This window comes from Segeticoccus rhizosphaerae (assembly GCF_009192725.1).
Lineage (GTDB): Bacteria > Actinomycetota > Actinomycetes > Actinomycetales > Dermatophilaceae > Segeticoccus > Segeticoccus rhizosphaerae.
This window is the reverse complement of sequence record NZ_VOHR01000033.1, coordinates 1-21571: the sequence shown is the minus strand read 5'-3', so window position 1 is coordinate 21571 and position 21571 is coordinate 1. Positions and strand designations below refer to the sequence as shown.

The 21571-nt window shown below is 70.2% G+C and carries 22 protein-coding genes; 12 read left to right on the top strand and 10 right to left on the bottom strand.

Translation table 11 applies throughout. The features are described from left to right. Positions 1 to 541, top strand: a 541-nt coding sequence (locus FRW57_RS04855; RefSeq protein WP_152185450.1) for an ATP-binding cassette domain-containing protein, incomplete at its 5' end; no start/stop codon positions are given. Positions 542 to 641: 100 nt separating this feature from the next. Here the strand turns inward: FRW57_RS04855 and FRW57_RS04850 are convergent. Beyond that, complete coding sequence (locus FRW57_RS04850) at positions 642 to 878, bottom strand: hypothetical protein (protein ID WP_162529259.1); 237 nt, start codon at positions 876 to 878, stop codon at positions 642 to 644. 94 nt (positions 879 to 972) lie between these two features. Beyond that, positions 973 to 1623 (bottom strand): helix-turn-helix domain-containing protein, encoded by a 651-nt coding sequence (locus FRW57_RS04845; RefSeq protein WP_152185448.1) that lies wholly within the window; start codon positions 1621 to 1623, stop codon positions 973 to 975. 243 nt (positions 1624 to 1866) lie between these two features. Between FRW57_RS04845 and rplM the strand changes: the two genes are divergently transcribed. The 3 genes from rplM to glmM all read left to right on the top strand — a co-directional run bounded on the left by rplM (position 1867) and on the right by glmM (position 4528). Further along, entirely contained in the window at positions 1867 to 2313 is a 447-nt protein-coding gene (rplM, locus tag FRW57_RS04840) for a 50S ribosomal protein L13 (protein ID WP_152185447.1), read from the top strand. 57 nt (positions 2314 to 2370) lie between these two features. Beyond that, the gene (gene rpsI, locus FRW57_RS04835; protein ID WP_137120555.1) at positions 2371 to 2871 is read left to right on the top strand and encodes a 30S ribosomal protein S9; all 501 of its coding nucleotides are present in this window, start codon (positions 2371 to 2373) and stop codon (positions 2869 to 2871) included. Positions 2872 to 3181: 310 nt separating this feature from the next. Beyond that, the gene (gene glmM / locus FRW57_RS04830) at positions 3182 to 4528 is read left to right on the top strand and encodes a phosphoglucosamine mutase (RefSeq protein ID WP_137120554.1); all 1347 of its coding nucleotides are present in this window, start codon (positions 3182 to 3184) and stop codon (positions 4526 to 4528) included. A gap of 73 nt (positions 4529 to 4601) precedes the next feature. Here the strand turns inward: glmM and FRW57_RS04825 are convergent, their stop codons facing one another. Further along, a complete protein-coding gene (locus tag FRW57_RS04825; protein WP_238384544.1) occupies positions 4602 to 5117 on the bottom strand; it encodes a beta-class carbonic anhydrase in 516 nt (171 codons plus the stop codon). Continuing rightward, a complete protein-coding gene (locus FRW57_RS04820) occupies positions 5114 to 6832 on the bottom strand; it encodes a fumarate hydratase (RefSeq protein WP_137120553.1) in 1719 nt (572 codons plus the stop codon). The genes FRW57_RS04825 and FRW57_RS04820 overlap by 4 nt, the downstream gene beginning before the upstream one ends. Before the next feature lie 154 nt (positions 6833 to 6986). Between FRW57_RS04820 and FRW57_RS04815 the strand changes: the two genes are divergently transcribed. The 4 genes from FRW57_RS04815 to FRW57_RS04800 are packed head-to-tail and all read left to right on the top strand — an operon-like array spanning position 6987 to position 11442. Continuing rightward, positions 6987 to 8306: an extracellular solute-binding protein gene (locus tag FRW57_RS04815; RefSeq protein ID WP_152185446.1), complete on the top strand. Its 1320-nt coding sequence runs from the start codon at positions 6987 to 6989 to the stop codon at positions 8304 to 8306. Continuing rightward, positions 8303 to 9259: a carbohydrate ABC transporter permease gene (locus FRW57_RS04810; protein WP_137120551.1), complete on the top strand. Its 957-nt coding sequence runs from the start codon at positions 8303 to 8305 to the stop codon at positions 9257 to 9259. The genes FRW57_RS04815 and FRW57_RS04810 overlap by 4 nt, the downstream gene beginning before the upstream one ends. 2 nt (positions 9260 to 9261) lie before the next feature. Beyond that, complete coding sequence (locus FRW57_RS04805) at positions 9262 to 10122, top strand: carbohydrate ABC transporter permease (RefSeq protein WP_137120550.1); 861 nt, start codon at positions 9262 to 9264, stop codon at positions 10120 to 10122. A 36-nt stretch (positions 10123 to 10158) separates the two neighbouring features. After that, positions 10159 to 11442 (top strand): ABC transporter ATP-binding protein, encoded by a 1284-nt coding sequence (locus FRW57_RS04800; protein WP_137120549.1) that lies wholly within the window; start codon positions 10159 to 10161, stop codon positions 11440 to 11442. A gap of 3 nt (positions 11443 to 11445) precedes the next feature. Here FRW57_RS04800 and FRW57_RS04795 read toward each other — a convergent pair whose 3' ends face one another. Further along, entirely contained in the window at positions 11446 to 12360 is a 915-nt protein-coding gene (locus FRW57_RS04795; protein WP_137120548.1) for a PfkB family carbohydrate kinase, read from the bottom strand. A 6-nt stretch (positions 12361 to 12366) separates the two neighbouring features. Continuing rightward, the gene (gene glpX, locus FRW57_RS04790; protein WP_137120547.1) at positions 12367 to 13404 is read right to left on the bottom strand and encodes a class II fructose-bisphosphatase; all 1038 of its coding nucleotides are present in this window, start codon (positions 13402 to 13404) and stop codon (positions 12367 to 12369) included. A gap of 131 nt (positions 13405 to 13535) precedes the next feature. On the opposite strand from glpX, the gene FRW57_RS04785 reads away from it, so the two are divergent. Next, on the top strand, positions 13536 to 14138 hold the full coding sequence (locus FRW57_RS04785) for a DUF4245 domain-containing protein (protein ID WP_137120546.1): 603 nt from the start codon (positions 13536 to 13538) through the stop codon (positions 14136 to 14138). 71 nt (positions 14139 to 14209) lie between these two features. Here FRW57_RS04785 and FRW57_RS04780 read toward each other — a convergent pair whose 3' ends face one another. Together FRW57_RS04780 and xseA are read right to left on the bottom strand one after the other, a co-directional pair. Further along, positions 14210 to 14482, bottom strand: coding sequence for an exodeoxyribonuclease VII small subunit (locus FRW57_RS04780; protein ID WP_137120545.1), 273 nt, complete (start codon positions 14480 to 14482; stop codon positions 14210 to 14212). 10 nt (positions 14483 to 14492) lie between these two features. Next, positions 14493 to 15737, bottom strand: a complete 1245-nt coding sequence (xseA, locus tag FRW57_RS04775; protein WP_137120544.1) for an exodeoxyribonuclease VII large subunit — start codon at positions 15735 to 15737, stop codon at positions 14493 to 14495. Between the two features lie 99 nt (positions 15738 to 15836). On the opposite strand from xseA, the gene FRW57_RS04770 reads away from it, so the two are divergent. Together FRW57_RS04770 and FRW57_RS04765 are read left to right on the top strand one after the other, a co-directional pair. Continuing rightward, positions 15837 to 16841, top strand: coding sequence for a 4-hydroxy-3-methylbut-2-enyl diphosphate reductase (locus FRW57_RS04770; protein ID WP_137120543.1), 1005 nt, complete (start codon positions 15837 to 15839; stop codon positions 16839 to 16841). Between the two features lie 84 nt (positions 16842 to 16925). After that, positions 16926 to 18623: an FAD-binding oxidoreductase gene (locus tag FRW57_RS04765; protein WP_137120542.1), complete on the top strand. Its 1698-nt coding sequence runs from the start codon at positions 16926 to 16928 to the stop codon at positions 18621 to 18623. A 76-nt stretch (positions 18624 to 18699) separates the two neighbouring features. On the opposite strand, the gene FRW57_RS04760 is transcribed toward FRW57_RS04765, so the two are convergent. Beyond that, positions 18700 to 19908, bottom strand: a complete 1209-nt coding sequence (locus tag FRW57_RS04760) for a DNA recombination protein RmuC (protein WP_152185445.1) — start codon at positions 19906 to 19908, stop codon at positions 18700 to 18702. A 69-nt stretch (positions 19909 to 19977) separates the two neighbouring features. Between FRW57_RS04760 and FRW57_RS04755 the strand changes: the two genes are divergently transcribed. Further along, entirely contained in the window at positions 19978 to 20859 is an 882-nt protein-coding gene (locus FRW57_RS04755; protein ID WP_152185444.1) for a thioesterase family protein, read from the top strand. A gap of 45 nt (positions 20860 to 20904) precedes the next feature. Here FRW57_RS04755 and FRW57_RS04750 read toward each other — a convergent pair. Further along, positions 20905 to 21571: peptidoglycan-binding domain-containing protein (locus tag FRW57_RS04750; RefSeq protein ID WP_203230208.1), on the bottom strand; the 667-nt coding region annotated here is incomplete at its 5' end.

Here is a 21571-nt window from a genome sequence, read left to right as displayed (position 1 = left end):
CAGCGACCCCGGTCCCGAGCACCGGCCGGTGGGCGACGTCTCTCCGCCGGCCGTCGCCCACACGGGTGTGGCCCGGCTGGGTTCGAGGGTGCGGCCGGGCTGGTTCGCGCAGACCCACGAGCACGCCTCCCTGGCCGGCCGCACCCTGCTGGAGGTCCTGCACCGCGGCGACGAGCACCGGGCCGGGAAACCGAGGGACGAGGCGGCCCGGGCGCTGGACCGCTATGAGCTGGCCCGGGCGTCCGAGCAGACCTTCGACTCACTGTCGGGCGGTCAGCAGGCGCGGTTCCAGATCCTGCTGCTCGAGCTGTCCGGCGCGACCCTGCTGCTGCTGGACGAGCCGACGGACAACCTCGACCTGCACTCCGCCGAAGCGCTCGAGGACGGGTTGGAGGCCTTCGAGGGCACGGTGCTCGCGGTCACCCACGACCGCTGGTTCGCGCGCGGCTTCGACCGCTACCTGGTCTTCGGCGCGGACGGACGGGTCTACGAGGCCGACGCGCCGGTCTGGGATGAGGGCCGGGTCGCCCGCGCCCGATGACGTGCCCGGCTCCGGGGTTGCTGGAGACTTCCGCCCCCGGTGATGAGCAGCCCCGGCAGCTCCGCGAGTCGGGATGGCGGCGCGGTCACGCGGCCGGGCCCTAGAACTGTCGGCAGACCCGGGCCGGTTGCCGCGATCGGCGGGACCGAGCCCGACGACGCAGTTCGTGCACGATGAGCTGCTCCTGGTGCACGAGCGCGGGCACGTCGGGCTCGTGTGCCGACTCCTGCCCTTGAGCCGAGCGCGCCTGGCGCGCCAGCCGGAGGCCGTCCTCGACGGACGACAGCTCCACGATCAGCTCACGCACCGACTTCGGTGCAAGCCCAACCGGTTCCATGCCGGACCCCCTGCCCTTCTGCGGTCACCGATGTCGGGAACCTACCCCCGATTTCCCGGAACCCACCCCTCGCGAGCCATTCGTCATGCAGTCGTTACCGTCGGTCGCCGCCCGGCCCGGAGGCCCGGCCCGGCGTCGTGCCGGACGGCGGGTCCACCGGCAGCGCGCAGGTGTAGACCGACACCCTCTTCGCGCCCGGCGTGCCCTGCCCGACCCGGCGATAGCGCTCGAGCACTTCGAGCAGCTCGGCCTGCAAGGCGGTGAGCTGCTCGGCGGTCACGAGCACCAGGTGGTCGTCCAGGCCACACACCTCGCGCCACGGTTCGGGCCAGTCGGCGGCCGAGCCCACCCACTGTTGGGCCTTCTCGCCGAAGTGCGCCACGTAGTCACGGGCCAGCCACTGCGCCGCCGCGGCCTCGTCCTCATCCTTGTCCGCGGGCGACTCGTCGGGCTCGTCCGACCCGGCCATCGTCGCAGGGCGCTGCGCGACCCCGGCCTCCCAGACCCGCCGCCGTCCCGCCCCGGTGCCGGAGTCGGAGACCAGGCCGACCTCCTCGAGGCGGCGCAGGTGGTAGCTGGTCGCGCCGGTGTGGGTCGAGAGCGCCTGGGCCAGCTCCGTGGCGGTGGCACGACCATGCACCCGCAACTGAGCCAGCAGCCGTGACCGCAGGGGGTGGGCGAGCACCCGCAGGGCGGCGCGGTCGAGGGGAGGCGAGGGGACCCGGGAGCGGTGAGCGGACGGCATACCTGCACAATAGTTGTGCACACTTCCTCTGCACAATCGGTGTGGATCGCCCTGCGGGAGCCGATTTCGTGCTCAGCAGTGCCGGTTGGCGCCGATTTTGAGGCGCCACGGGACGGCCGGTAAAGTAGGTATCCGTTGTGCGAACGGTGGGTGAAGGCCCCCGGACAGCCTCCACCGTGTTCTGAGTGACCGGGGGCGTCGCGCAAGGGCCCACCAGAACCGACACGAACGAAGGCTACGACCGTGCGTACGTTTACCCCGAAGCCCGCCGAGGTCACTCGCGCGTGGCACGTCATCGACGCGACCGACGTCGTCCTGGGTCGCCTCGCGAGCCAGACCGCGATCCTGCTCCGCGGCAAGCACAAGACGGTCTTCGCGCCGCACGTCGACACCGGTGACTTCGTCATCATCGTCAACGCCGAGAAGGTGGCGCTGACCGGCGCCAAGCTCGAGAAGAAGATGCACTACCACCACTCCGGCTTCCCGGGTGGCCTGCGGGCCACGAGCTACCAGGAGCTGCTCGCCAAGAACCCGGCCAAGGCCGTGGAGAAGGCCGTTGCCGGCATGCTCCCGAAGAACTCTCTGGGCCGCCAGATGCTGACCAAGCTCAAGGTCTACACGGGCGAGAACCACCCGCACACGGCGCAGAAGCCGGTGCCGTTCGAGATCACCCAGGTCCCGCAGCAGTAATCCACGGCCTCCCCAGGCTGTCGTCAAACGAAGCAGAACACGCACACGAGGAGAACCGTGGCTGACACCACTACGACGGACACCCCCGTCGAGAACGAAGAGCAAGAGCTCACCGAGTACACCAGCGAGTCCGAGACCCCCGTGGTCGAGGAGCGCAAGCCGGCTGCGTCCGGCCCCGGCGCCGGCACCGGCCGCCGCAAGCAGGCCATCGCCCGCGTGCGGATCGTCCCCGGTTCGGGCGAGTGGAAGATCAACGGGCGCAGCCTCGAGGACTACTTCCCCAACAAGGTCCACCAGCAGATCGTGAACGAGCCGCTCACCGTGCTCGAGCTCGACGGCTCGTATGACGTGCTGGTGCGCGTCCACGGTGGTGGCCCGTCCGGGCAGGCCGGTGCGGTGCGCCTCGGCGTGGCGCGGTCACTCAACCAGGTCGACGCGGAGCTCAACCGCCCGGCGCTGAAGAAGGCCGGCTTCCTCAAGCGCGACCCGCGGGTCATCGAGCGCAAGAAGGCCGGGCTGAAGAAGGCGCGCAAGGCACCGCAGTACAGCAAGCGCTGACGATCGAGCGAGCTTGCGAGCGCTGAGGAAGCGCGAGAAGGCGGCAGCGTTGACGATCGCGAGCTTGCGAGCGCTGAGGAAGCGCGAGAAGGCGGCAGCGTTGACGATCGAGCGAGCTTGCGAGCGCTGAGGAAGCGCGAGAAGGCGGCAGCGTTGACGATCGAGCGAGCTTGCGAGCGCCGACGAAGGCGGTCCCGGGTGTCCGGGGCCGCCTTCGCGCGTGTGCAGGTATACCGTGCAGGGAGTGCCCCGCCCGGACCGACGTCGTGCTGCCGGCACGCACCCCCCCGACTGATCGAGAGGTTGATTCATGGCTCGACTCTTCGGCACGGACGGCGTCCGTGGCCTGGCCAACCGCGAGGTGACCGCCGAGCTCGCGCTCGACCTGTCCGTCGCGGCGGCACACGTGCTGGCCGAGAAGGGTGAGTTCGCGGGTCACCGCCCCATCGCTGTCGTGGGCCGGGATCCACGGATCTCCGGGGAGTTCCTCTCGGCGGCCGTCACCGCAGGTCTGGCCTCCGCCGGGGTCGACGTGCTCGATGCGGGCGTCCTGCCCACCCCGGCCATCGCCTTCCTCACCGACCACACCGGCGCCGACCTGGGCGCCATGCTCTCGGCATCCCACAACGCGATGCCCGACAACGGCATCAAGTTCTTCGCCCGCGGCGGCCACAAGCTGGCCGACGCGCTCGAGGACGCGATCGAGGCGCGGATGGGCGAACCGTGGGAACGGCCGGTCGGCGAGTCGGTCGGCCACATCCAACCCCTCGCGGGCGGACAGGCGGCCTACGTCGAGCACCTGCTGAGCGTCATACCCCATCGTCTGGACGGTCTGCACGTCGTGCTCGACACGGCACACGGGGCGGCCAGCACGGTCGGTCCTGAGGCCTTCCAGTCGGCCGGGGCGCGGGTCTCGGTCATCGGCGCGGAGCCGGACGGCTTCAACATCAACGACGGCTACGGCTCCACCCATCTGGAGAACCTGCGCAAGGCCGTGGTCGTGCACGGCGCCGATCTGGGGCTGGCGTTCGACGGAGACGCCGACCGGTGCCTGGCGGTGGACTCGGCGGGCGACGTCGTGGACGGCGACCAGATCATGGCCGTGCTCGCCCTGGCGATGCGCGATCGCGGCACGTTGGCCGACGACACGCTGGTGGCGACGGTGATGAGCAACCTCGGGCTGCTGCAGGCGATGGAGCGCGAGGGCGTGCAGGTCAAGCAGACGGCGGTGGGGGACCGCTACGTGCTCGAGGGCATGCGCAAGGGCTCCTTCTCACTGGGCGGTGAGCAGTCCGGCCACGTGATCTTCCTCGACCACGGCACGACCGGCGACGGCATCCTCACCGGGCTGATGCTGGCCGCGCGGGTGGCCGAGACCGGGTCGTCGCTGGAGGAGCTCACCGCGGTCATGCACCGGCTGCCGCAGGTGATGATCAACGTCAAGGACGTCGACAAGTTCCGGGTCGACGAGGACCCCGAGGTGCAGGCCGCGGTCCGGGCCGTCGAGGAGGAGCTGGCCGACTCGGGCCGGGTGCTGCTGCGCAAGTCGGGCACCGAACCGGTCGTCCGGGTCATGGTCGAGGCCGCCTCGAGCGAGCTCGCGCGGGCCAAGGCCGAGCAGCTCGCCGACGTCGTCCGGCTGCACCTGTCCATCTGACCCCGCGAGGAATCATCGTGAGGTTTCGGCCCTCAAGAGGGCACCGAACCACACGATGATCCCTCACGGGGGGTCAGTCGATCTGGCGCAGCAGGCCGGTGTCCACGTCGTAGATGAACCCGCCCACCGCAACGGTGTCGGGGATCAGCGGGTGCGAGCGCACGATCGCCAGGTCCTCGCGCAGCGCCTTCTCCTGGTCGTCGACGACGTGGAAGAACTGCCAGTGGGCGTCGAGCCCGGCCGACTCACCGACCTTGGTGCGGAACTCCTCCTCGGTGGCGGAGGACATGGCGCAGCGAGTGTGCGGGGCGACCAGGATGCGGTCGACGTTGAGAAGGTGAGTGGCGAGCACGAGCGCCTCGAGGGCCGACTCGGTGACCCTGCCGCCCGGGTTGCGGAAGATCTTGGCGTCGCCGGCCTTCAGGCCCAGCAGGCCGAGCGGGTCGATCCGAGAGTCCATGCACGTCACCAGCGCGACGCCCGCGCGCGCGATGCCGTCGAACCCGCCCATGTCGAAGTGCTCGGCATATCTGCGGTTGGCCTCGAGCAGGTCGTCGAAACGGCCCTTGTCCTTGGTCGATGTGGTCACAGTCCTGGCCTCCTGGTGATGGTCATGGCGACCGGTTTGGCGGTCGCCTCGAAGAAGTCGTTGCCCTTGTCGTCGACGACGATGAAGGCCGGGAAGTTCTCCACGTCGATCTTCCACACCGCCTCCATGCCGAGCTCTTCGTACTCGAGGACCTCGACGTGCTTGATGCAGTCCTGGGCGAGGCGAGCGGCAGGACCGCCGATCGACCCGAGGTAGAACCCCCCGTGCGACGCGCAGGCGTCGGTGACCTGCTTGCTACGGTTGCCCTTGGCCAGCATGACCTTCGAGCCGCCTGCGGCCTGGAACTGCTCGACGTAGGAGTCCATCCGGCCGGCCGTGGTGGGCCCGAAGGAACCGGACGGCATACCCTCCGGCGTCTTGGCGGGCCCGGCGTAGTAGACGGGGTGGTCCCGGAGGTACTGCGGCATCTGCTCCCCCGCGTCGAGCCGCTCCTTGATCTTGGCGTGCGCGATGTCCCGCGCCACCACGAGCGGCCCGGTCAGGGACAGCCGGGTCTTGACCGGGTGCCGGGACAGCTCGGCGAGCACCTCGTCCATGGGGCGGGTGAGGTCGATCCTGACCACGGCGTTCTTGCCGGTCGAGCTGACCCCCACCGCCTCGTCGGCGTGCTCGCCCAGGTCCTCGTGGGTCTCGTCCGGCAGGAACCGGGCCGGGTCGGTCTCGAGCTGTTCGAGGAAGACGCCGTCCGCGGTGATCTTGCCCCTGGCCTGGCGGTCGGCCGAGCAGGAGACGGCGATCGCCACCGGCAGCGAGGCGCCGTGCCGCGGCAGCCGCACGACTCGCACGTCGTGGCAGAAGTACTTGCCGCCGAACTGCGCCCCGATGCCGAACTGCCGCGTCAGCTCGAGCACCCGCTCCTCGAGCTCGGTGTCGCGGAAGCCTTGCGGGATGGGGGAGCCCGCCGTGGGCATCCCGTCGAGGTACTTGGCGCTCGCGTACTTCGCCGTCTTGAGGGCGAACTCGGCCGACGTGCCACCGATGACGATGGCCAGGTGGTAGGGCGGACACGCCGCGGTGCCAAGGGAGCGCAGCTTCTCGTCCAGGAACGCCATCATCGCGTCCGGGTTCAGGATCGCCTTGGTCTCCTGATAGAGGAACGACTTGTTCGCCGAGCCTCCGCCCTTGGCCATGAACAGGAACGAGTAGGAGGCCTCGTGACCGGGCGAGGTGTCGGCATACAGCTCGATCTGGGCGGGCAGGTTGCTGCCGGTGTTCTGCTCCTCCCACATGGACAGCGGTGCCATCTGGCTGTAGCGCAGGTTGAGCCGGGTGTAGGCGTCGAAGACCCCACGAGCTATTGACTCTTCGTCCGAGACGTCATGGCCGTCGGTGAGCACGTGCTGGCCGCGCTTGCCCATCACGATGGCGGTGCCGGTGTCCTGGCACATCGGCAGCACCCCGCCGGCCGCGATGTTCGCGTTCTTGAGCAGGTCGAGCGCCACGAACTTGTCGTTGTTGCTGGCCTCGGGATCGTCCAGGATCCGCCGCAGCTGCGCCAGGTGGGCCGGACGCAGGTAGTGCGCGATGTCGTGCATCGCCGTCTCGGTGAGCAACCGCAGTGCCTCCGGCGCGACCTCGAGGAACGTCCGGCCCCCGGGGCCCGCCACGGCGCGGACACCCTCGGTGGTCACGAGCCGGTATGCCGTGTCGTCGGCTCCCGTCGGAAGCAGGTCTGCGTAGGTGAACTCGGGCACTCGCGGCTCCTTCGTCGTGCGTGGACCGTACGGCGGCGCGCTTTCGGGTGATAACGAGGCCGTACCGGTTCCAGACTAGAGGTGCGTAGGCTGTGGCGTCGGTCACGTAGAGGTGGTAGACCTACTCCACGCTGTATCGCCGAGAGGAGTCTCCGTGCAACGACGCAAGAGCCCGAGGTCTGTGGCGGGCGCAGCGGTGCTGGCGCTGGTCGCATCGGGTGCACTCGCCGCGTGCGGTGGTTCCAGCAGCGCGGCCGGCACGCCCACCCTGACCTGGTACATCAACCCGGACGGCGGCGGATCCGACCCGACCAAGGGCGGTCAGGCACAGATCGCCCTCGAGTGCACCAAGGCCGCGCAGGGGCGTTACCGGATCAACTTCCAGCAGCTGCCCAACAGCGCCAGCGACCAGCGGACCCAGCTGCTCCGACGCCTGGCCGCCGGCGACTCCAACATGGACCTGATGAGTGTCGACCCGGCGTTCAACACCGAGTTCGCGGCGGCCGGCTACTACGCCCCGGTGCCGCAGAAGATGGTCAAGCAGTTCACGCAGGACCGGGTGCAGTCCTCGATCGACGCGTCCAAGTACAAGGGCAAGCTGATCTCGGTTCCCTTCTGGGCCAACACGCAGGTGCTCTGGTATCGCAAGAGCGTGGCCAAGCAGGCCGGCCTCGACATGACGAAGCCGGTCACCTGGGACCAGCTGATCGCCGCGGCGCAGAAGAGCAAGACCGACATCGGTGTGCAGGCCGCCCTCTACGAGGGCTACTCGGTGTGGATCAACGCGCTCATCGAGGGCGCCGGCGGCCACATCGTCAAGAACCCGAACGCGACCTACGAGAGCATCCAGCTCGGGCTGGACAGCGCGGCGGGCAAGGCGGCGGCCGCCGTCATCGCCAAGGTCGCCAAGACGGGCACCGGCGGTCCGGCGGTGGGCTCCTCGCAGGAGACCCAGTCGCTCAACCTCTTCCAGGGCAAGAAGACCAGCGGCTTCCTGGTCAACTGGCCCTACGTGTATGCCGCGCTGAAGTCGGCCAAGGTGCCGTGGCTGGACGACGTGGGCTGGACGATGTATCCGCGCACGGTGGACGGCAAGCCTTCCACGCCGCCCTTCGGCGGCATCGAGATCGCGGTCGGCAAGGACAGCAACCACCCCGATCTCGCCTACGACGCCGCCTCGTGCATCACCAACGAGGAGCACCAGGTCCTCTACATGGTCTCGACCGGCAACCCGGCCAGCCGCAAGCAGGCGTTCAGCGACCCCAAGGTGACCAAGGCCTTCCCCGGCGGGCTGGCCGCGCTGATCCGCGACTCCCTGGACAAGGCGGCGACGCGGCCGCTCTCCCCGTACTGGGGTGACATGTCGACCGCACTGCAACAGAGGTTCAGCCCACCCGACGCCGTCGGGCCGAACACCCCCGCCGCAGCGCAGAAGTTCATCCTCGACGTGCTGAACGGAAAGGCCCTGCTATGACCTCGGTGGTCGAGAACGCGAAGGAGACCCCGGCCCGGAAGAAGCCCAAGGCGGTGCTGTCCGACCGGGCACGTTCGGAGCGGGCTCTCGGCTGGAGGCTGGCCGGGCCGGCGTTCTTCGTCATGCTCTTCGTGACACTGTGGCCGATCGGGGACGCCATCTGGTTGTCGCTGTTCAACTACCGTCTGACCGACCCGGCGGGCCGCAAGTTCGTCTGGTTCCAGAACTACGTGACGGCCCTGTCCGACCCGTTGTTCTGGCAGACGTTCGTCACGACGTTCGCGATCGTCATCTTCACCCTGATCTTCGAGCTGATCTTCGGCTTCGCCATCGCCCTGGTGATGAACAAGATCGTGGTCCCGCGCAAGACCCTGCGCACGATCGTGCTGATTCCCTACGCGATCATCACCGTCGTCTCGGCGTTCTCCTGGCGCTACGCCGCGGAGATCGACACCGGGTTCTTCAACCACTGGCTCAACTGGATCACCGTCGGCGGGTTCCCCCTGGACTACAACTGGTTCGGTGGACGCTGGAGCTCACTGTTCATCATCAGCATGTCGGAGATCTGGAAAACCACACCGTTCATGTCGTTGCTGCTCCTCGCCGGTCTGGCCCAGGTGGACAGTTCCATGGAGGAGGCAGCACAGGTCGACGGCGCGACCTGGTGGCAGCGGCTCTACAAGGTGGTGCTGCCCAACATGAAGGCGGCCCTGATGGTGGCAGTCCTCTTCCGCACCCTTGACGCCATTCGGATCTACGACAACCCCTACGTCATGACCGGAGGTGCCAACGAGACGATGAGCCTGTCGATGCTGGTGTCCAACGAGACGATCACGCGGGTCGAGATCGGCATGGGGTCAGCCCTGTCCGTGATCCTGTTCATCATCGTGCTCATCGTGGCGGCGATCTTCGTCAGAGGATTCAAGGTCGACCTGACGGGAGGTAACAAGTAGCCATGGAGACCAACGTCAGCAACAAGGTCCGCAACTGGCTGGCTGCCGCCTCGGTCCCGATCATCATCTGGACCGTGATCCCCCTGCTCTGGATCCTGGCCACGTCGCTGAAGTCCGACGCCGCGCTGGCCGACTCCAGCCAGAACGTCCTGGGCAACTTCTGGCCCAAGGACATCAGCTGGGACAACTACAAGCTGATCTTCACCGGCGGCGCCAAGGACCTGTTCCTCCCGGCCCTGTGGCACTCGATCGTGGTCTGCCTCTCGGCGACGGTCATCAGCGTCGTGCTGGCCACGTTCTGCGCCTACGCGATCGCACGGCTGACCTTCCCGGGCAAGAAGCTCATCCTGACCACCGCGCTCGGCGTGTCCTTCTTCCCGGTCATCGCGATGGTCACCCCGATCTTCAACCTCTGGCGATCGGTCGGACTGTTCGACACCATTCCCGGGCTGATCATCCCCTACCTTGCCCTGACGGTGCCGTTGTCCATCTGGATCCTCGCAGCGTTCTTCCAGCAGATCCCGTGGGAGATGGAGCAGGCGGCCCAGGTCGACGGCGCCACGTCGTGGCAGGCATTCCGCAAGGTGATCGTGCCGCTCGCGGCACCCGGTGTGTTCACCACGGCGATCATCGCCTTCTTCACCGCCTGGAACGACTTCGTCTTCTCGCTGAACCTCACCTCCGAGCACGCCCGGACGGTCCCGGCGGCGCTGGCTTTCTTCACGGGCGCGAGCCAGTTCACCCAACCCACCGGCGCGATCTGCGCCGCAGCCGTCGTCGTGACCATCCCCGTCGTCATCCTCGTCCTGCTCTTCCAGAAGCGCATCGTCTCCGGCCTGACCTCCGGTGCCGTCAAGGGCTGAGCCGGCCACCCGGCATACGCACTAAGGAGCCATCGAATGTCCAACATCACGCTCAAGAACCTCGTCAAGAAGTACGGCGACGGCTTCCCGGCGGTCAACGACGTATCGCTCGACATCGCCGACGGCGAGTTCATGATCCTGGTCGGTCCGTCCGGCTGCGGGAAGTCCACCCTCCTGCGGATGATCGTCGGACTCGAGGACATCACCTCAGGTGACCTGCTGATCGGGGACAAGCGGGTCAACGACCTTGCGCCGCGCGACCGCAACCTGGCCATGGTGTTCCAGAACTATGCGCTCTACCCGCACCTGACGGTGTTCGAGAACATCGCGTTCCCGCTGCGCCTCGCCAAGGGCCACCACGACGAGAGCGACATCAAGAAGAAGGTCAACGCCGCATCGGCGATGCTCGACCTGGACGAGCACCTGGAACGCAAGCCCGGCAATCTCTCCGGTGGCCAGCGCCAGCGGGTGGCCATGGGCCGGGCCATCGTCCGCGACGCGGAGGCGTTCCTCTTCGACGAGCCGCTGTCCAACCTCGACGCCAAGCTCCGCGGGCAGATGCGCACCGAGATCGCGCGGATGCAGCGGCGACTCGGCATCACCACGGTCTACGTCACCCACGACCAGACCGAGGCCATGACGCTGGGCGACCGGGTCTCCGTGCTCAAGAAGGGTGTCCTGCAGCAGTGCGCGCCGCCGCGAGAGCTCTACGAGCAGCCGGTCAACCTCTTCGTCGCGGGGTTCATCGGCTCGCCCCCGATGAACTTCCTGCCGGCCCGGGTGGAGGGGTCGACGCTCAAGACGCCGGTCGCGGACGTCCCGGTGTCGGGCGAGCTGGCCGAGAAGATCAAGGGCAAGGAGCTGGTGATCGTCGGCATCCGCCCGGAGACCTTCAAGGACGCCTCGCTCGGTGACACCCAGGCGCAGGGAGCCGTCCGTTTCACCGCGCCGGTGGACGTCACGGAGTGGCTGGGCAATGAGCAGTACGCCTACATCCCCTTCGAGGCCGACCCGTCGGTGAAGAACAAGCTGGACGAGCTCGACCGTGACCTCGACGGCGAGGGCATGCGCACCCAGCTGGTGGTCAACCTGGACGCCCGCTCCCGGATCCGGGAGGGCGATGACGCCGAGCTGTTCTTCGACCCGGCGCTGATGCACGTCTTCGACCCGGAGTCGGGCGAGTGCCTCACCCGGGACGAGGAGGAGGCGGCCCGGATCGTGGAGGAGAGCGAGGCCGACCGCAAGCGGGCGCTCGAGCGGGCCCGTCAGCGCGAGGGCAAGGTCACCGGGGACGTGCCGGAGGACGCCGAGGCCAGCTGAGTCTCAGAGGAGCTCGGCCCGGGTCGGCGGATTGGCACCGGCCCGGGAGACCGTCACCGCCGACGCCGCCACGGCTCGTGCGACCGCTGGTCGTATGTCGGGCAGGTTGCTCTCGCGCATGCGCTCGCGCGCCGACCGGCCACCGAGCAGACTGGCGTCGAGCAGCCCTGACACCAGCCCGGACATGAACGAGTCGCCGGCGCCCACGGTGTCGACCACGTCGACCACCTTCGCGTCGACGCTGGTGGCCTCCGAGGTGCCGGGCAGGGTGACCACGGCGCCCTCGCCCCCGCGAGTGATGACGATCAGACCCGGACCCAGGCGACTCCACAGGCGCAGGATCTCCGCGACCGGTGTGCCGTCATACAGCCACTCGACGTCCTCCTCGCTGGCCTTGACGACGTCGCACAGCCCGATGAGCTGCTCGACCTTGGCGCGCACGTCGTGGGCGCTGCCCATCAGGGTGGGTCGCAGGTTGGGGTCGAAGGAGATCGTGGCCCTCGGGCGCGCGTCCTCGACCGCGGCCAGGACGGCGGAGGCGCCCGGTTCGAGGGTCGCGGCGATGGAGCCGGTGTGCAGGTGGGTCACCTCGGTCGGCACGGGCGGCATCTGCCACTCCAGGTCGAACTCGTAGGCGGCCACGCCCTGGTCGTCGAGCAGGGCGGTCGCCGTCGGCGTGCGCGTCGCGGTGTCGCTGCCCGGTGTGAGCGGCACCCCCTCGGCGGCGAGCAGGTCGGCGATCATCCGTCCGTGCGGGTCAGTGGCGATGTGGGTGGCGAGCTCGACGGGGTGTCCCAGCCGGGAGAGGCCGATCGCGACGTTGGCAGGGCTGCCGCCGACGTGCTCGACCGGCGGGCGACCGGTGCGGTGCACGATGTCGATGAGCGCCTCACCGATGACGAGGGTCGGTTGTGCCATCGGAGCTCAGCCGCGCGGCTGCGCGTGGTCGAAGTTGATGGCGCTGTAGCCGCGGAGCTTGGCGAGCTGGTGGTGCGCCTCGATCACCCGGATCGTGCCGCTCTTGGACCGCATGACCAGCGAGTGGGTGGTGGCGCCGCCGGCCCGGTAGCGCACGCCGCGCAGCAACTCGCCGTCGGTGATCCCGGTCGCGACGAAGAAGCAGTCGTCGCCGCGGACGAGGTCGTCGGTGGACAGCACGGCGTCGAGGTCGAGGCCGGCGTCGAGGGCCTTGGCCCGCTCGTCGTCATCGGTGGGCCACAGTTTGCCCTGCAGGACGCCGCCGAGGCACTTGATGGCGCAGGCGGCGATGATGCCCTCGGGAGTGCCTCCGACACCGAGCAGCAGGTCGACACCGGTGTCGGGGCGTGCGGCCATGATCGCGCCGGCCACGTCGCCGTCGGAGATGAACCGCAGCCGGGCACCCGCGTCGCGGACCTCGGCGGCGAGGGCCTCGTGGCGAGGCCGGTCGAGGATGACCACCGTGACGTCCTCGGGCCGCTCGTTCTTGGCCTTGGCGACCCGCCGGATGTTCTCGGCGACCGGGAGCCGGATGTCCACGACGTCGGCGGCCTCCGGACCGGTGGCCAGCTTGTCCATGTAGAAGACGGCGCTCGGGTCATACATCGTGCCGCGCTCGGCGACTGCGAGCACGGACACGGCGTTGCTCTGCCCCTTGGCGGTCAGCGTCGTGCCGTCGATCGGGTCGACGGCGACGTCCACGTCGGGGCCGGTGCCGTCACCGACCGCCTCACCGTTGAACAGCATCGGCGCGTCGTCCTTCTCGCCCTCCCCGATGACCACGACGCCCTTCATGCTCACGGTGGAGATGAGCGATCGCATCGCCGCGACGGCGGCGCCGTCGGCACCGTTCTTGTCCCCCCTGCCCACCCAGCGGCCGCCGGCCATCGCGGCGGCCTCGGTGACCCGCACCAGCTCGAGCGCCAGGTTTCGGTCGGGCGCCTCCGTGGCGGACGTGCTGGCGTGCGGCGAGTCCGGCGACATCTCGAGTTCCTCCCGATGGGCACGACGTGGCGCTATGACTCTAGCGGGCCGGTGCCTCGCTCCGGACGCACGACCACGCGGGTGGGCGGCCCGGGTTCGTCGCACCGACCGTCCTCGGCGACCATAGGGGGGTGAGCACACCGCAGAACCGTCCCGCCGGCACCGGTGCCGAACCGGCACCCCCCGGGCCGACACGTCGTCGTGGCGGGGAGACGGCCCGGAACATGATCATCTCGACGGTGGTGGTCGTGCTCATGGCCCTGGTGCTCTTCGCGCTCGTCCCGCGGGGCAAGGGCGCCGACCCGGCGACGGTCGACGTCGCCCCGGTCGCCGCGCAGGTGGTCGACGAGACCGGCTGGCCGATCTCCGCACCGCAGGGCCTTCCCGAGGGTTGGAAGCCGACCAACGTCAGGTTCACCACGGTCGAGCAGCTCCGGACCTGGCACGCGGGCTACCTGACCCCGGACAAGCAGTACGTGTCGATCGACCAGACCCGGAACGCCACCGACCGGTGGGTGGCAGCCAACACCAAGGACGCCGCCGCCAGCGGCACCAGGGACGTCGACGGGCGGACCTGGCGCACGATGCGCTCGCCGGACGGAAAGAGCCACGCCCTCGTGCTCCGGGCGGGTCGGGGACGGCCGCTCACCACCGTGGTGTGGGGCACGTCGTCGTATGACGACCTGGCCACCTTCGCCGGCCGGCTCCAGCCGGTGCGCGCCGGCCGGGGCTGACCGGTCGGCAGCCACCCCTCCCAGGGGAGGGACGGGGCGGGTCGGCCCACCGACCTCGCCCCTGCGCTGACTCAGTCGGCCCGCTGGACCGCCGTCTGGTCCTCCAGCTTGGCCGCGGCGGCGTCCAGCCAAGTGCTGCAGTGCTCGGCCAACGCCTCACCGCGTTGCCACAGGGCCATGCTCTCCTCGAGCCCCAGCTGGCCGCCCTCGAGGCGAGCCACGATCGTGATCAGCTCGTCGCGGGCCTGCTCGTAGCCGAGGTCCTTGATGTCCTCCAGCTCGGGGGTGGGGGCGGGGGCCGGTGCCGGCTCGTGCCCGTCGGTCGCGTCCTTGCCTGCTGACATGGCAGACAGCCTAGAGGGGGCCGGCGACAGGACGCACCGCGAAGTCTCCTCGGGCCACCCGCACGCGCAGCAGCTCATCCACCTCGACCTCGGCGCGGTCGGAGACGACCCGGCCGTCTGCGTGCTGGACGACCGCGTAGCCGCGCTCGAGGGTGGACAACGGGGAAAGCGCACGCACCTGGGCCCTCAGGTGGCCGACCTGGTCGGCGGCGCGGTCCACGGCGGCACGGACGCGGGAGGTGGCCCGCGCGGTGAGCCGGTCGAGCTCGTCACGACGCGTGGCGATCATGGTGGCGGGTTCGGCCATCACCGGTCTGCTCCGCAGGGCCGCCAGCTGGTGCCGCTCATGGCCGACCCGTGTCTGCAGGGCGCGACGGCCCCGCTCGCGGGTGGCCGCCACGCCGGCCAGCTGCTCGCCGACGTCAGGGACGATCCGCTTGGCCGCGTCGGTGGGGGTGGAGGCGCGCACGTCTGCCACGAGGTCGAGCAGTGGGGTGTCGACGTCGTGTCCGATCGCGCTCACGACAGGGGTGCGGGCCGCGGCCACGGCTCTCACGAGCGCCTCGTTGCTGAACGGCAGCAGGTCCTCGAAGGCACCACCCCCGCGGGTGATCACGATGACGTCGACGGTGGGGTCGAGGTCGAGCTCGCGCAGGGCGGCGCCGACCTCGGTGACCGTGTTGGGTCCTTGCACCGAGACCTGCTGGATGACGAACTCGACGCGGGGCCATCGGCGTCGGGCGTTCTCGACGACGTCCTTCTCCGCCGCGCTCGCCCGGCCGCAGACCAGACCCACCCGGCGAGGGAGGAAGGGCAGCGGTCGTTTGCGGTCCTCGTCGAACAGCCCCTCCGCGTGCAGCAGCCGCTTGAGGTGCTCCAGCCGGGCCAGCAGCTCACCGACCCCCACCTGACGAACCTGGCGTGCGTCGAGGTTGAGCGTGCCGCGCTTGGTCCAGAACGTCGGCTTGGCGTGCACCACGACTCGGGCACCCTCGCCCACGTGGCCGGCCATTGCGTCCAGCGTGTTGGCTCGCACGGTGATGGACAGCGACATGTCGACGTCGGTGTCGCGCAGCGTCAGGTAGCACATCTGCTGTCCCGGTCGGCGGTTGAGCTGGACCACCTGACCCTCGACCCACAACGGCGACATGCGGTCGACGTAGTCGGCGATCTTCATGCTCAGGGTGCGCACCGGCCACGGCCGCTCGGCGGTGGTGTCGGCCGCCTTCTCCGGCAGAGGCGCGGGGCTGCTCACGCTGGTCACCCTAGTGGGGCCCTCCGACGCGGCAGGGTGGCGTGGCCGCCCTCCTGCCCACGAATCGGCTTCCGTGGCGCGGCCACCTACGATGGAGCCGTGACTACCGCCTCGAAACGTGTCCTGCTGGCCGCCCCGCGCGGGTACTGCGCCGGCGTCGACCGAGCCGTGGTGACGGTCGAGAAGGCCCTCGATCTCTACGGACCACCGGTCTACGTCCGCAAGGAGATCGTGCACAACAAGCACGTGGTCACCACCCTGCGCAAGCGGGGTGCCGTCTTCGTGGACGAGACCGACGAGGTGCCCGAGGGCGCCACGGTGGTCTTCTCCGCCCACGGGATCGCACCGGTCGTGCACGACGAGGCCAAGGCCCTGTCGCTCAAGACCATCGACGCGACCTGCCCACTGGTGACCAAGGTGCACCGCGAGGCGGTCCGCTTCGCCGATGACGACTACGACATCCTGCTGATCGGCCACGAGGGCCACGAGGAGGTCGTCGGCACCTCCGGCGAGGCGCCTGACCACATCACCCTCGTGCAGAGCCCGGAGGAGGCCGACCGGGTCGAGGTGCGCAACCCGGACAAGGTCGTCTGGCTCTCGCAGACCACGCTGTCGGTCGACGAGACGATGGAGACGGTGCGCCGCCTGCGCGAGCGCTTCCCGGCGCTGCAGGACCCGCCCTCGGACGACATCTGCTACGCGACCCAGAACCGTCAGCTCGCAGTCAAGCAGATGGCGCCCGACACCGACCTGATGATCGTGGTCGGCTCACGCAACTCGTCCAACTCGGTGCGGCTGGTCGAGGTGGCGCTCGAGCACGGCGCAGGGGCCGGCCATCTCGTCGACTACGCCGACGAGATCGACGAGGCATGGCTCGACGGTGTCTCGACGGTCGGGGTCACCAGCGGCGCCAGCGTGCCCGAGATCCTCGTCCGTGAGGTGCTGGCCTACCTCGCCGACCGGGGCTACAGCGACGTCACTCCGGTCGTCGCCGCGGAGGAGAGCCTGCTCTTCGCGCTGCCCAAGGAGCTGCGTCGAGACCTCAAGGCCCGGGGCGGCCAGGACGCGGTCACGGTCCGGCACGACGCCGGTTCGTTGCACTGACACCCGGGTCCTGAAGCACCCAACCGGGCCAGCGGCCGAGACGTCTCACCGGAGGAACCCGACGACCCGGTGAGGAGCACCACCATGGCATCCGAGCTGTCTCGCAGGACGGTGCTGCGGGCCGTTGGTCTGGCCGCCGGGGGAGCCGCGCTCGGCCTCGCCTCCGCGTGCCAGAGCAGCCCGGGCAGCTCATCCTCTCCGCCGACCAGTGGTGCCGCCGGGCGCGGCGCCAGCACGGCGGGGGGCAGCACGAGTCCGGCCTCGCCCACCTCGACGACGGCGACTCCCTCCACCAACGGTGCGACCTCGAGTGTTCCTCCTGCCACGGCGACTTCGAGTGCTGCCACCACCGGGCCCTCCGCAAGCTCCCGCCCCGGCGGCTGGGCCGGCCTCGCAGGTCGGCTCGAGGGCAAGCTCTACCGGCCCCGGACGCCCGGGTTCGGTTCGGTGGCACACGGCTACAACCCCCGGTATGACGACCGCTCACCCGCCGCTGTCGCCCGCTGCGCGGGCGCGCAGGACGTCCGCACGGCCGTGGAGTGGGCCATCGCGTCCGGGACGCCCTTCTCGGTGCGTTCCGGCGGGCACTCCTACACGGGCTGGTCGACCTCCACCGATCTGGTCATCGACGTCTCGGCGTTGGACCAGGTGACGGTGGACCGGGGAGCGCGCACCGCCCGGATCGGCGCCGGCGCCCGGTTGATCGACGTCTACCACGCGCTCGCCGCGCAGGGGTTCGGCGTCGCGGCCGGCTCGTGCCCGTCGGTCGGGGTCGCGGGACTGACCCTCGGCGGCGGCATCGGCGTGCTCTCGCGGGCGTGGGGCCTGACCTGCGACTCCCTCGACGGAGCGTCGGTCGTGCTCGCCGACGCCAGGTCGCACCGCGTCGACCGCGACCACCAGCCAGACCTGCTCTGGGCCCTGCGCGGTGGTGGCGGCGGCTCGTTCGGCGCGGTCACCTCGTTCGACCTCGCGCTGCGCCCGGCACCGCGGGTGCAGACCTTCTACCTCACCTTCCCGTATGCCGCGGCCGCGGACGTGCTGGACGCGTGGCAGCGCTGGGCGCCACGGGCGGACCGGAGGCTCTGGGGCACCTGCCACCTGGCGGCAGTGCCCTCTTCGGGGAGTCGTTCGATCTCGGTGGCGGGCACCTGGATCGGCCCGTCCAGCACGCTGGGCACGCTGCTCGACACCTTCGTGCGCCGCTGCGGCACGCAACCGGGCTATCGGTCGGCCACGCCGCACTCCTACGAGTCCGCGATGCTGCTCGAGGCGGGCTGCGACGCCTACGCGCCGTGCCACCTGGCGCCGCAGGGCTCGCTCGGCCGGGAGCCGATGTCGGCCACCTCCTCGATGTTACCGAAACCGTTGGACAGCAAGGGGATCGCGACGGTGCTCGACCGGATCGACGCGGGGTTGGGAGTGACCGCGGCCGGCGCCACCGCCGTGGCCTTCGACAGCCTCGGCGGTGCCGTCGACGACGTGTCGGCGACCGGCACGGCATACGGGCACCGGGGTGCGATCGCCAGTCTGCAGTACACCGCGACATGGAGCGAGCGGCATGCCCTGAAGGACCCACGGCCCATGGACGACTACGTCCGGGGCTTCCGTGCCGCCCTCAAGCCGTGGTGCGGTGAGGCGGCCTACGTGAACTACCAGGACGCGGCGATCCGCGACTACGGCCAGGCCTACTGGGGCAGGAACTACCGGCGTCTGCGCGAGGTCAAGCGGCGTGTGGACCCGCGCGAGCACTTCACGTTTCCCCAAGCCGTCCGCCCCTGAGGCCCTCCACCGCGACGCCGCGTCCGGTGCGGGCCGGCCCGGGCCACAGCTGCCGAGGCGAGCCTCGGGAGGCGTCTCAGGCGGAGTCGCGCCCCTGGGCCCGAGTCCGGTCGGCGGTGACCCGGTCCAGTTCCAGATCGAGGTCGAGCTCGGGTCGGCACCCTTCGTCCGCCACCGCGTCGAGCAGCTCAGAGGCGGTCAGAGGGCGCGGGGAGTCCTCCACGGGCAGGAGGTCGGCGAGCGGCTCGGGCTCCAGGTCGAGCTGGTGCATCTTGCGGGCCGTCACCAGCACCCGGCTCTCGAGGGCGCCGACCATCGCGTTGTAGGACTCGACCGACCTGCGCAGGGCAGTGCCCATCTTGGTGGCGTGGCTGCCCAAGCTGCCCAGCCGCGCATACAGCTCATTGCCGAGGGCGAGCAGCTCGCGGGCGCTGGTGGTCAGGGCATCCTGCTGCCAGGTGAACGCCACCGTGCGCAGCAGCGCGAGCAGGGTGCCGGGGGAGGCGAGCACGACCTTCTTGGCCATCGCCTCCTCGAACAACCCCGGGTCGGCCGCCAGGGCAGCGGCCAGCACGGCGTCTCCGGGCACGAAGCAGACGACCATCTGCGGCGTGGTCCGGAAGGCGGTCCAGTAGGCCTTGGCCGCCAACGCGGTGACGTGACCGCGTAGGGCGGTGGCGTGCGCAGCCCGCAGTCGCTGGCGCTCGGCGGGGTCGAGGCCCTCCGCCTGCGCGGCCAGGAAGGCGGTCATCGGGGCCTTGGCGTCGACCACCAGGCACTTGTCGCCGGGCAGGTGCACCAGCACGTCGGGTCGCACCCCGCGCTCGTGCCTGCTGACCGCGCTGACCTGCTCGTCGAAGTCGCAGCGGGCCAGCATGCCGGCGTGCTCCAGGACACGGCGCAGCTGCACCTCGCCCCACGTGCCGCGGGTGGTGGAGGCGTTGAGCGACCCGGCGAGGCTGCTTGTCGCGGCCCGCAGATGCTCGGTGGTGCCGGTGACCTCGGTCAGCCGGGCTCCCAGCTCGCCGAACTGCAGCTGCCGGTCGCGCTCGAGGCTGCCGACCTGGCGCTCGACGCGGGTGAGGGCCTCGCGCAGTGGGGCGAGGACCGACGCAGTCTGCATGTCGTCGCGCAGGGCGGCCTCGAGGTCGACCACGCGCTCACGCAGGAGGTCTCGTTCGGCTGCGATGGCGGCCGACCGGGCGACGTGCCAGGCGCGCAGGGCCAGCCAGGTGGCGGCCACACCGAGGGCCAGGCCGAGGAGTGCCGCGAGGATGAGGTCCATGCCGACACCGTGGCAGACGCCACTGACAACCTGCTTGACCCACGCGGTGCCACGGGCAGACTGGGCCGGGTGAGCAGCAACAACCACGAGCGCGTCAGTGAGATCCGGGCGAGCGCCTTTGAGTTCGACCGTTCGATCGAGCTCCGGCCGGACCCCGTGGGGAGCCTCAGTTCGTGGACCGCCGAGCTCGGCGCCGGTTGGCGGATCGCCAACGCCGTCAACGGTGGCCTGTTGCTGGCGTTGGCGGGGAATGCGCTGCGGCACGAGCTTGACGGCGACCGGGGGCACGGCGACCCGTTGTCGATCAGCGCCTACTATCTTTCGGCGGCGGAGCCGGGCGCGGCAAGGCTGTCGACGGAGACCCTGCGCGCGGGCCGGCAGATGTCGACCGGGCAGGTGTCGATCAGCCAGGACGTCGGCGGCACGCGGGTGGAGCGGCTGCGCGCCCTGGCGACGTTCGGCGACCTGCCGCCGGCCGGTGACGCACCGCCGAGTTGGACGGCACCCGAGATACCTCCTCCCGAGGCGTGCGTCCGGGCCTCGGAGGCGCCGGCCGGCCTCCTCAAGCACGCAGACTTCCTGGAACGCGTGGACGTGCGACTGGACCCGGCGACCGCCGGGTGGGCGACCGGGCGGCCGTCGCGTCGGGGGCAGATCCGCGGCTGGCTGCGGATGCCGGACGGTCGCGAGCCGGACCCGCTTCTCCTGCTGCTCGCCGTGGATGCCCTGCCGCCCGTGGGGTTCGACCTCGGCCTGGCCGGCTGGATGCCGACCCTCGAGCTGACCACCTACGTGCGGGCCCGTCCGGCGCCGGGTTGGCTGCAGCTGGCTCTGACCAGCCGGTACCACGCGGGTGGTTTCCTCGAGGAGGACGCCGAGGCCTGGGACTCCACCGGCCGGCTGGTCGCCCAGTCGCGCCAGCTGGTGCGGACCACCGTTCCCAGCCGCTGACGCCGAGGGCGCCGAGGACCGCTCACCGGTGGCGGGGCGACGAGCTCACCGTCGGGCGAGTGAGCGCCAGGTGACGGGGCCGACGATCCCGTCGGCGGTGAGCCGGTGGGAGCGCTGGTAGGCGATGACGGCGGCCCTGGTCCTGGGGCCGAAGTAGCCGTCCGCGGTCAGGCGCAGGGCCTTCTGGAGCGCCGTGACCGCGGCGCCCTTCGAGCCCTGCAGCAGGATGGACTTGGCGTAGGGCGCGTAGGGGTCGGTGGTCCTGGCTGGGGCGGTCCTCTTGGTCGGGGTGGTCCTGGGCGTAGTGGTATTCGGTGGACTCGCCGGTTGTGCTGCCAGAGTGCGCCAGGTGACGGGGCCGACGATGCCGTCGGCGGTGAGCCGGTGGGAGCGCTGGTAGGCGATGACGGCCGCCTTGGTCCTGGGGCCGAAGTAGCCGTCGGCGGTCAGGCGCAGGGCCTTCTGGAGCGCCGTGACTGCGGCGCCCTTCGAGCCCTGCAGCAGCGTTGTCCTCGTGTAGGGGTTCAGCGCCGGAGCCTGCGGTTTGGGTTTCGGTGCGGGCTTCGGTTTCGGCGTGCTGTTGATGGTCGGCTTGGCCGGTTGTCCTGCCAGGGTGCGCCAGGTGACGGGGCCGACGATGCCGTCGGCGGTGAGCCGGTGGGAGCGCTGGTAGGCGATGACGGCCGCCTTGGTCCTGGGGCCGAAGTAGCCG

What these genes read in the sequence shown, in the direction of transcription:
- FRW57_RS04850 (WP_162529259.1), bottom strand. Translation starts at nt 878, where the DNA reads ATGGAACCGGTTGGGCTTGCACCGAAGTCGGTGCGTGAGCTGATCGTG.
- FRW57_RS04845 (WP_152185448.1), bottom strand. Translation starts at nt 1,623, where the DNA reads ATGCCGTCCGCTCACCGCTCCCGGGTCCCCTCGCCTCCCCTCGACCGC.
- glmM (WP_137120554.1), top strand. Translation starts at nt 3,182, where the DNA reads ATGGCTCGACTCTTCGGCACGGACGGCGTCCGTGGCCTGGCCAACCGC.
- FRW57_RS04810 (WP_137120551.1), top strand. Translation starts at nt 8,303, where the DNA reads ATGACCTCGGTGGTCGAGAACGCGAAGGAGACCCCGGCCCGGAAGAAG.
- FRW57_RS04805 (WP_137120550.1), top strand. Translation starts at nt 9,262, where the DNA reads ATGGAGACCAACGTCAGCAACAAGGTCCGCAACTGGCTGGCTGCCGCC.
- FRW57_RS04800 (WP_137120549.1), top strand. Translation starts at nt 10,159, where the DNA reads ATGTCCAACATCACGCTCAAGAACCTCGTCAAGAAGTACGGCGACGGC.
- FRW57_RS04795 (WP_137120548.1), bottom strand. Translation starts at nt 12,360, where the DNA reads ATGGCACAACCGACCCTCGTCATCGGTGAGGCGCTCATCGACATCGTG.
- glpX (WP_137120547.1), bottom strand. Translation starts at nt 13,404, where the DNA reads ATGTCGCCGGACTCGCCGCACGCCAGCACGTCCGCCACGGAGGCGCCC.
- FRW57_RS04780 (WP_137120545.1), bottom strand. Translation starts at nt 14,482, where the DNA reads ATGTCAGCAGGCAAGGACGCGACCGACGGGCACGAGCCGGCACCGGCC.
- FRW57_RS04765 (WP_137120542.1), top strand. Translation starts at nt 16,926, where the DNA reads ATGGCATCCGAGCTGTCTCGCAGGACGGTGCTGCGGGCCGTTGGTCTG.
- FRW57_RS04760 (WP_152185445.1), bottom strand. Translation starts at nt 19,908, where the DNA reads ATGGACCTCATCCTCGCGGCACTCCTCGGCCTGGCCCTCGGTGTGGCC.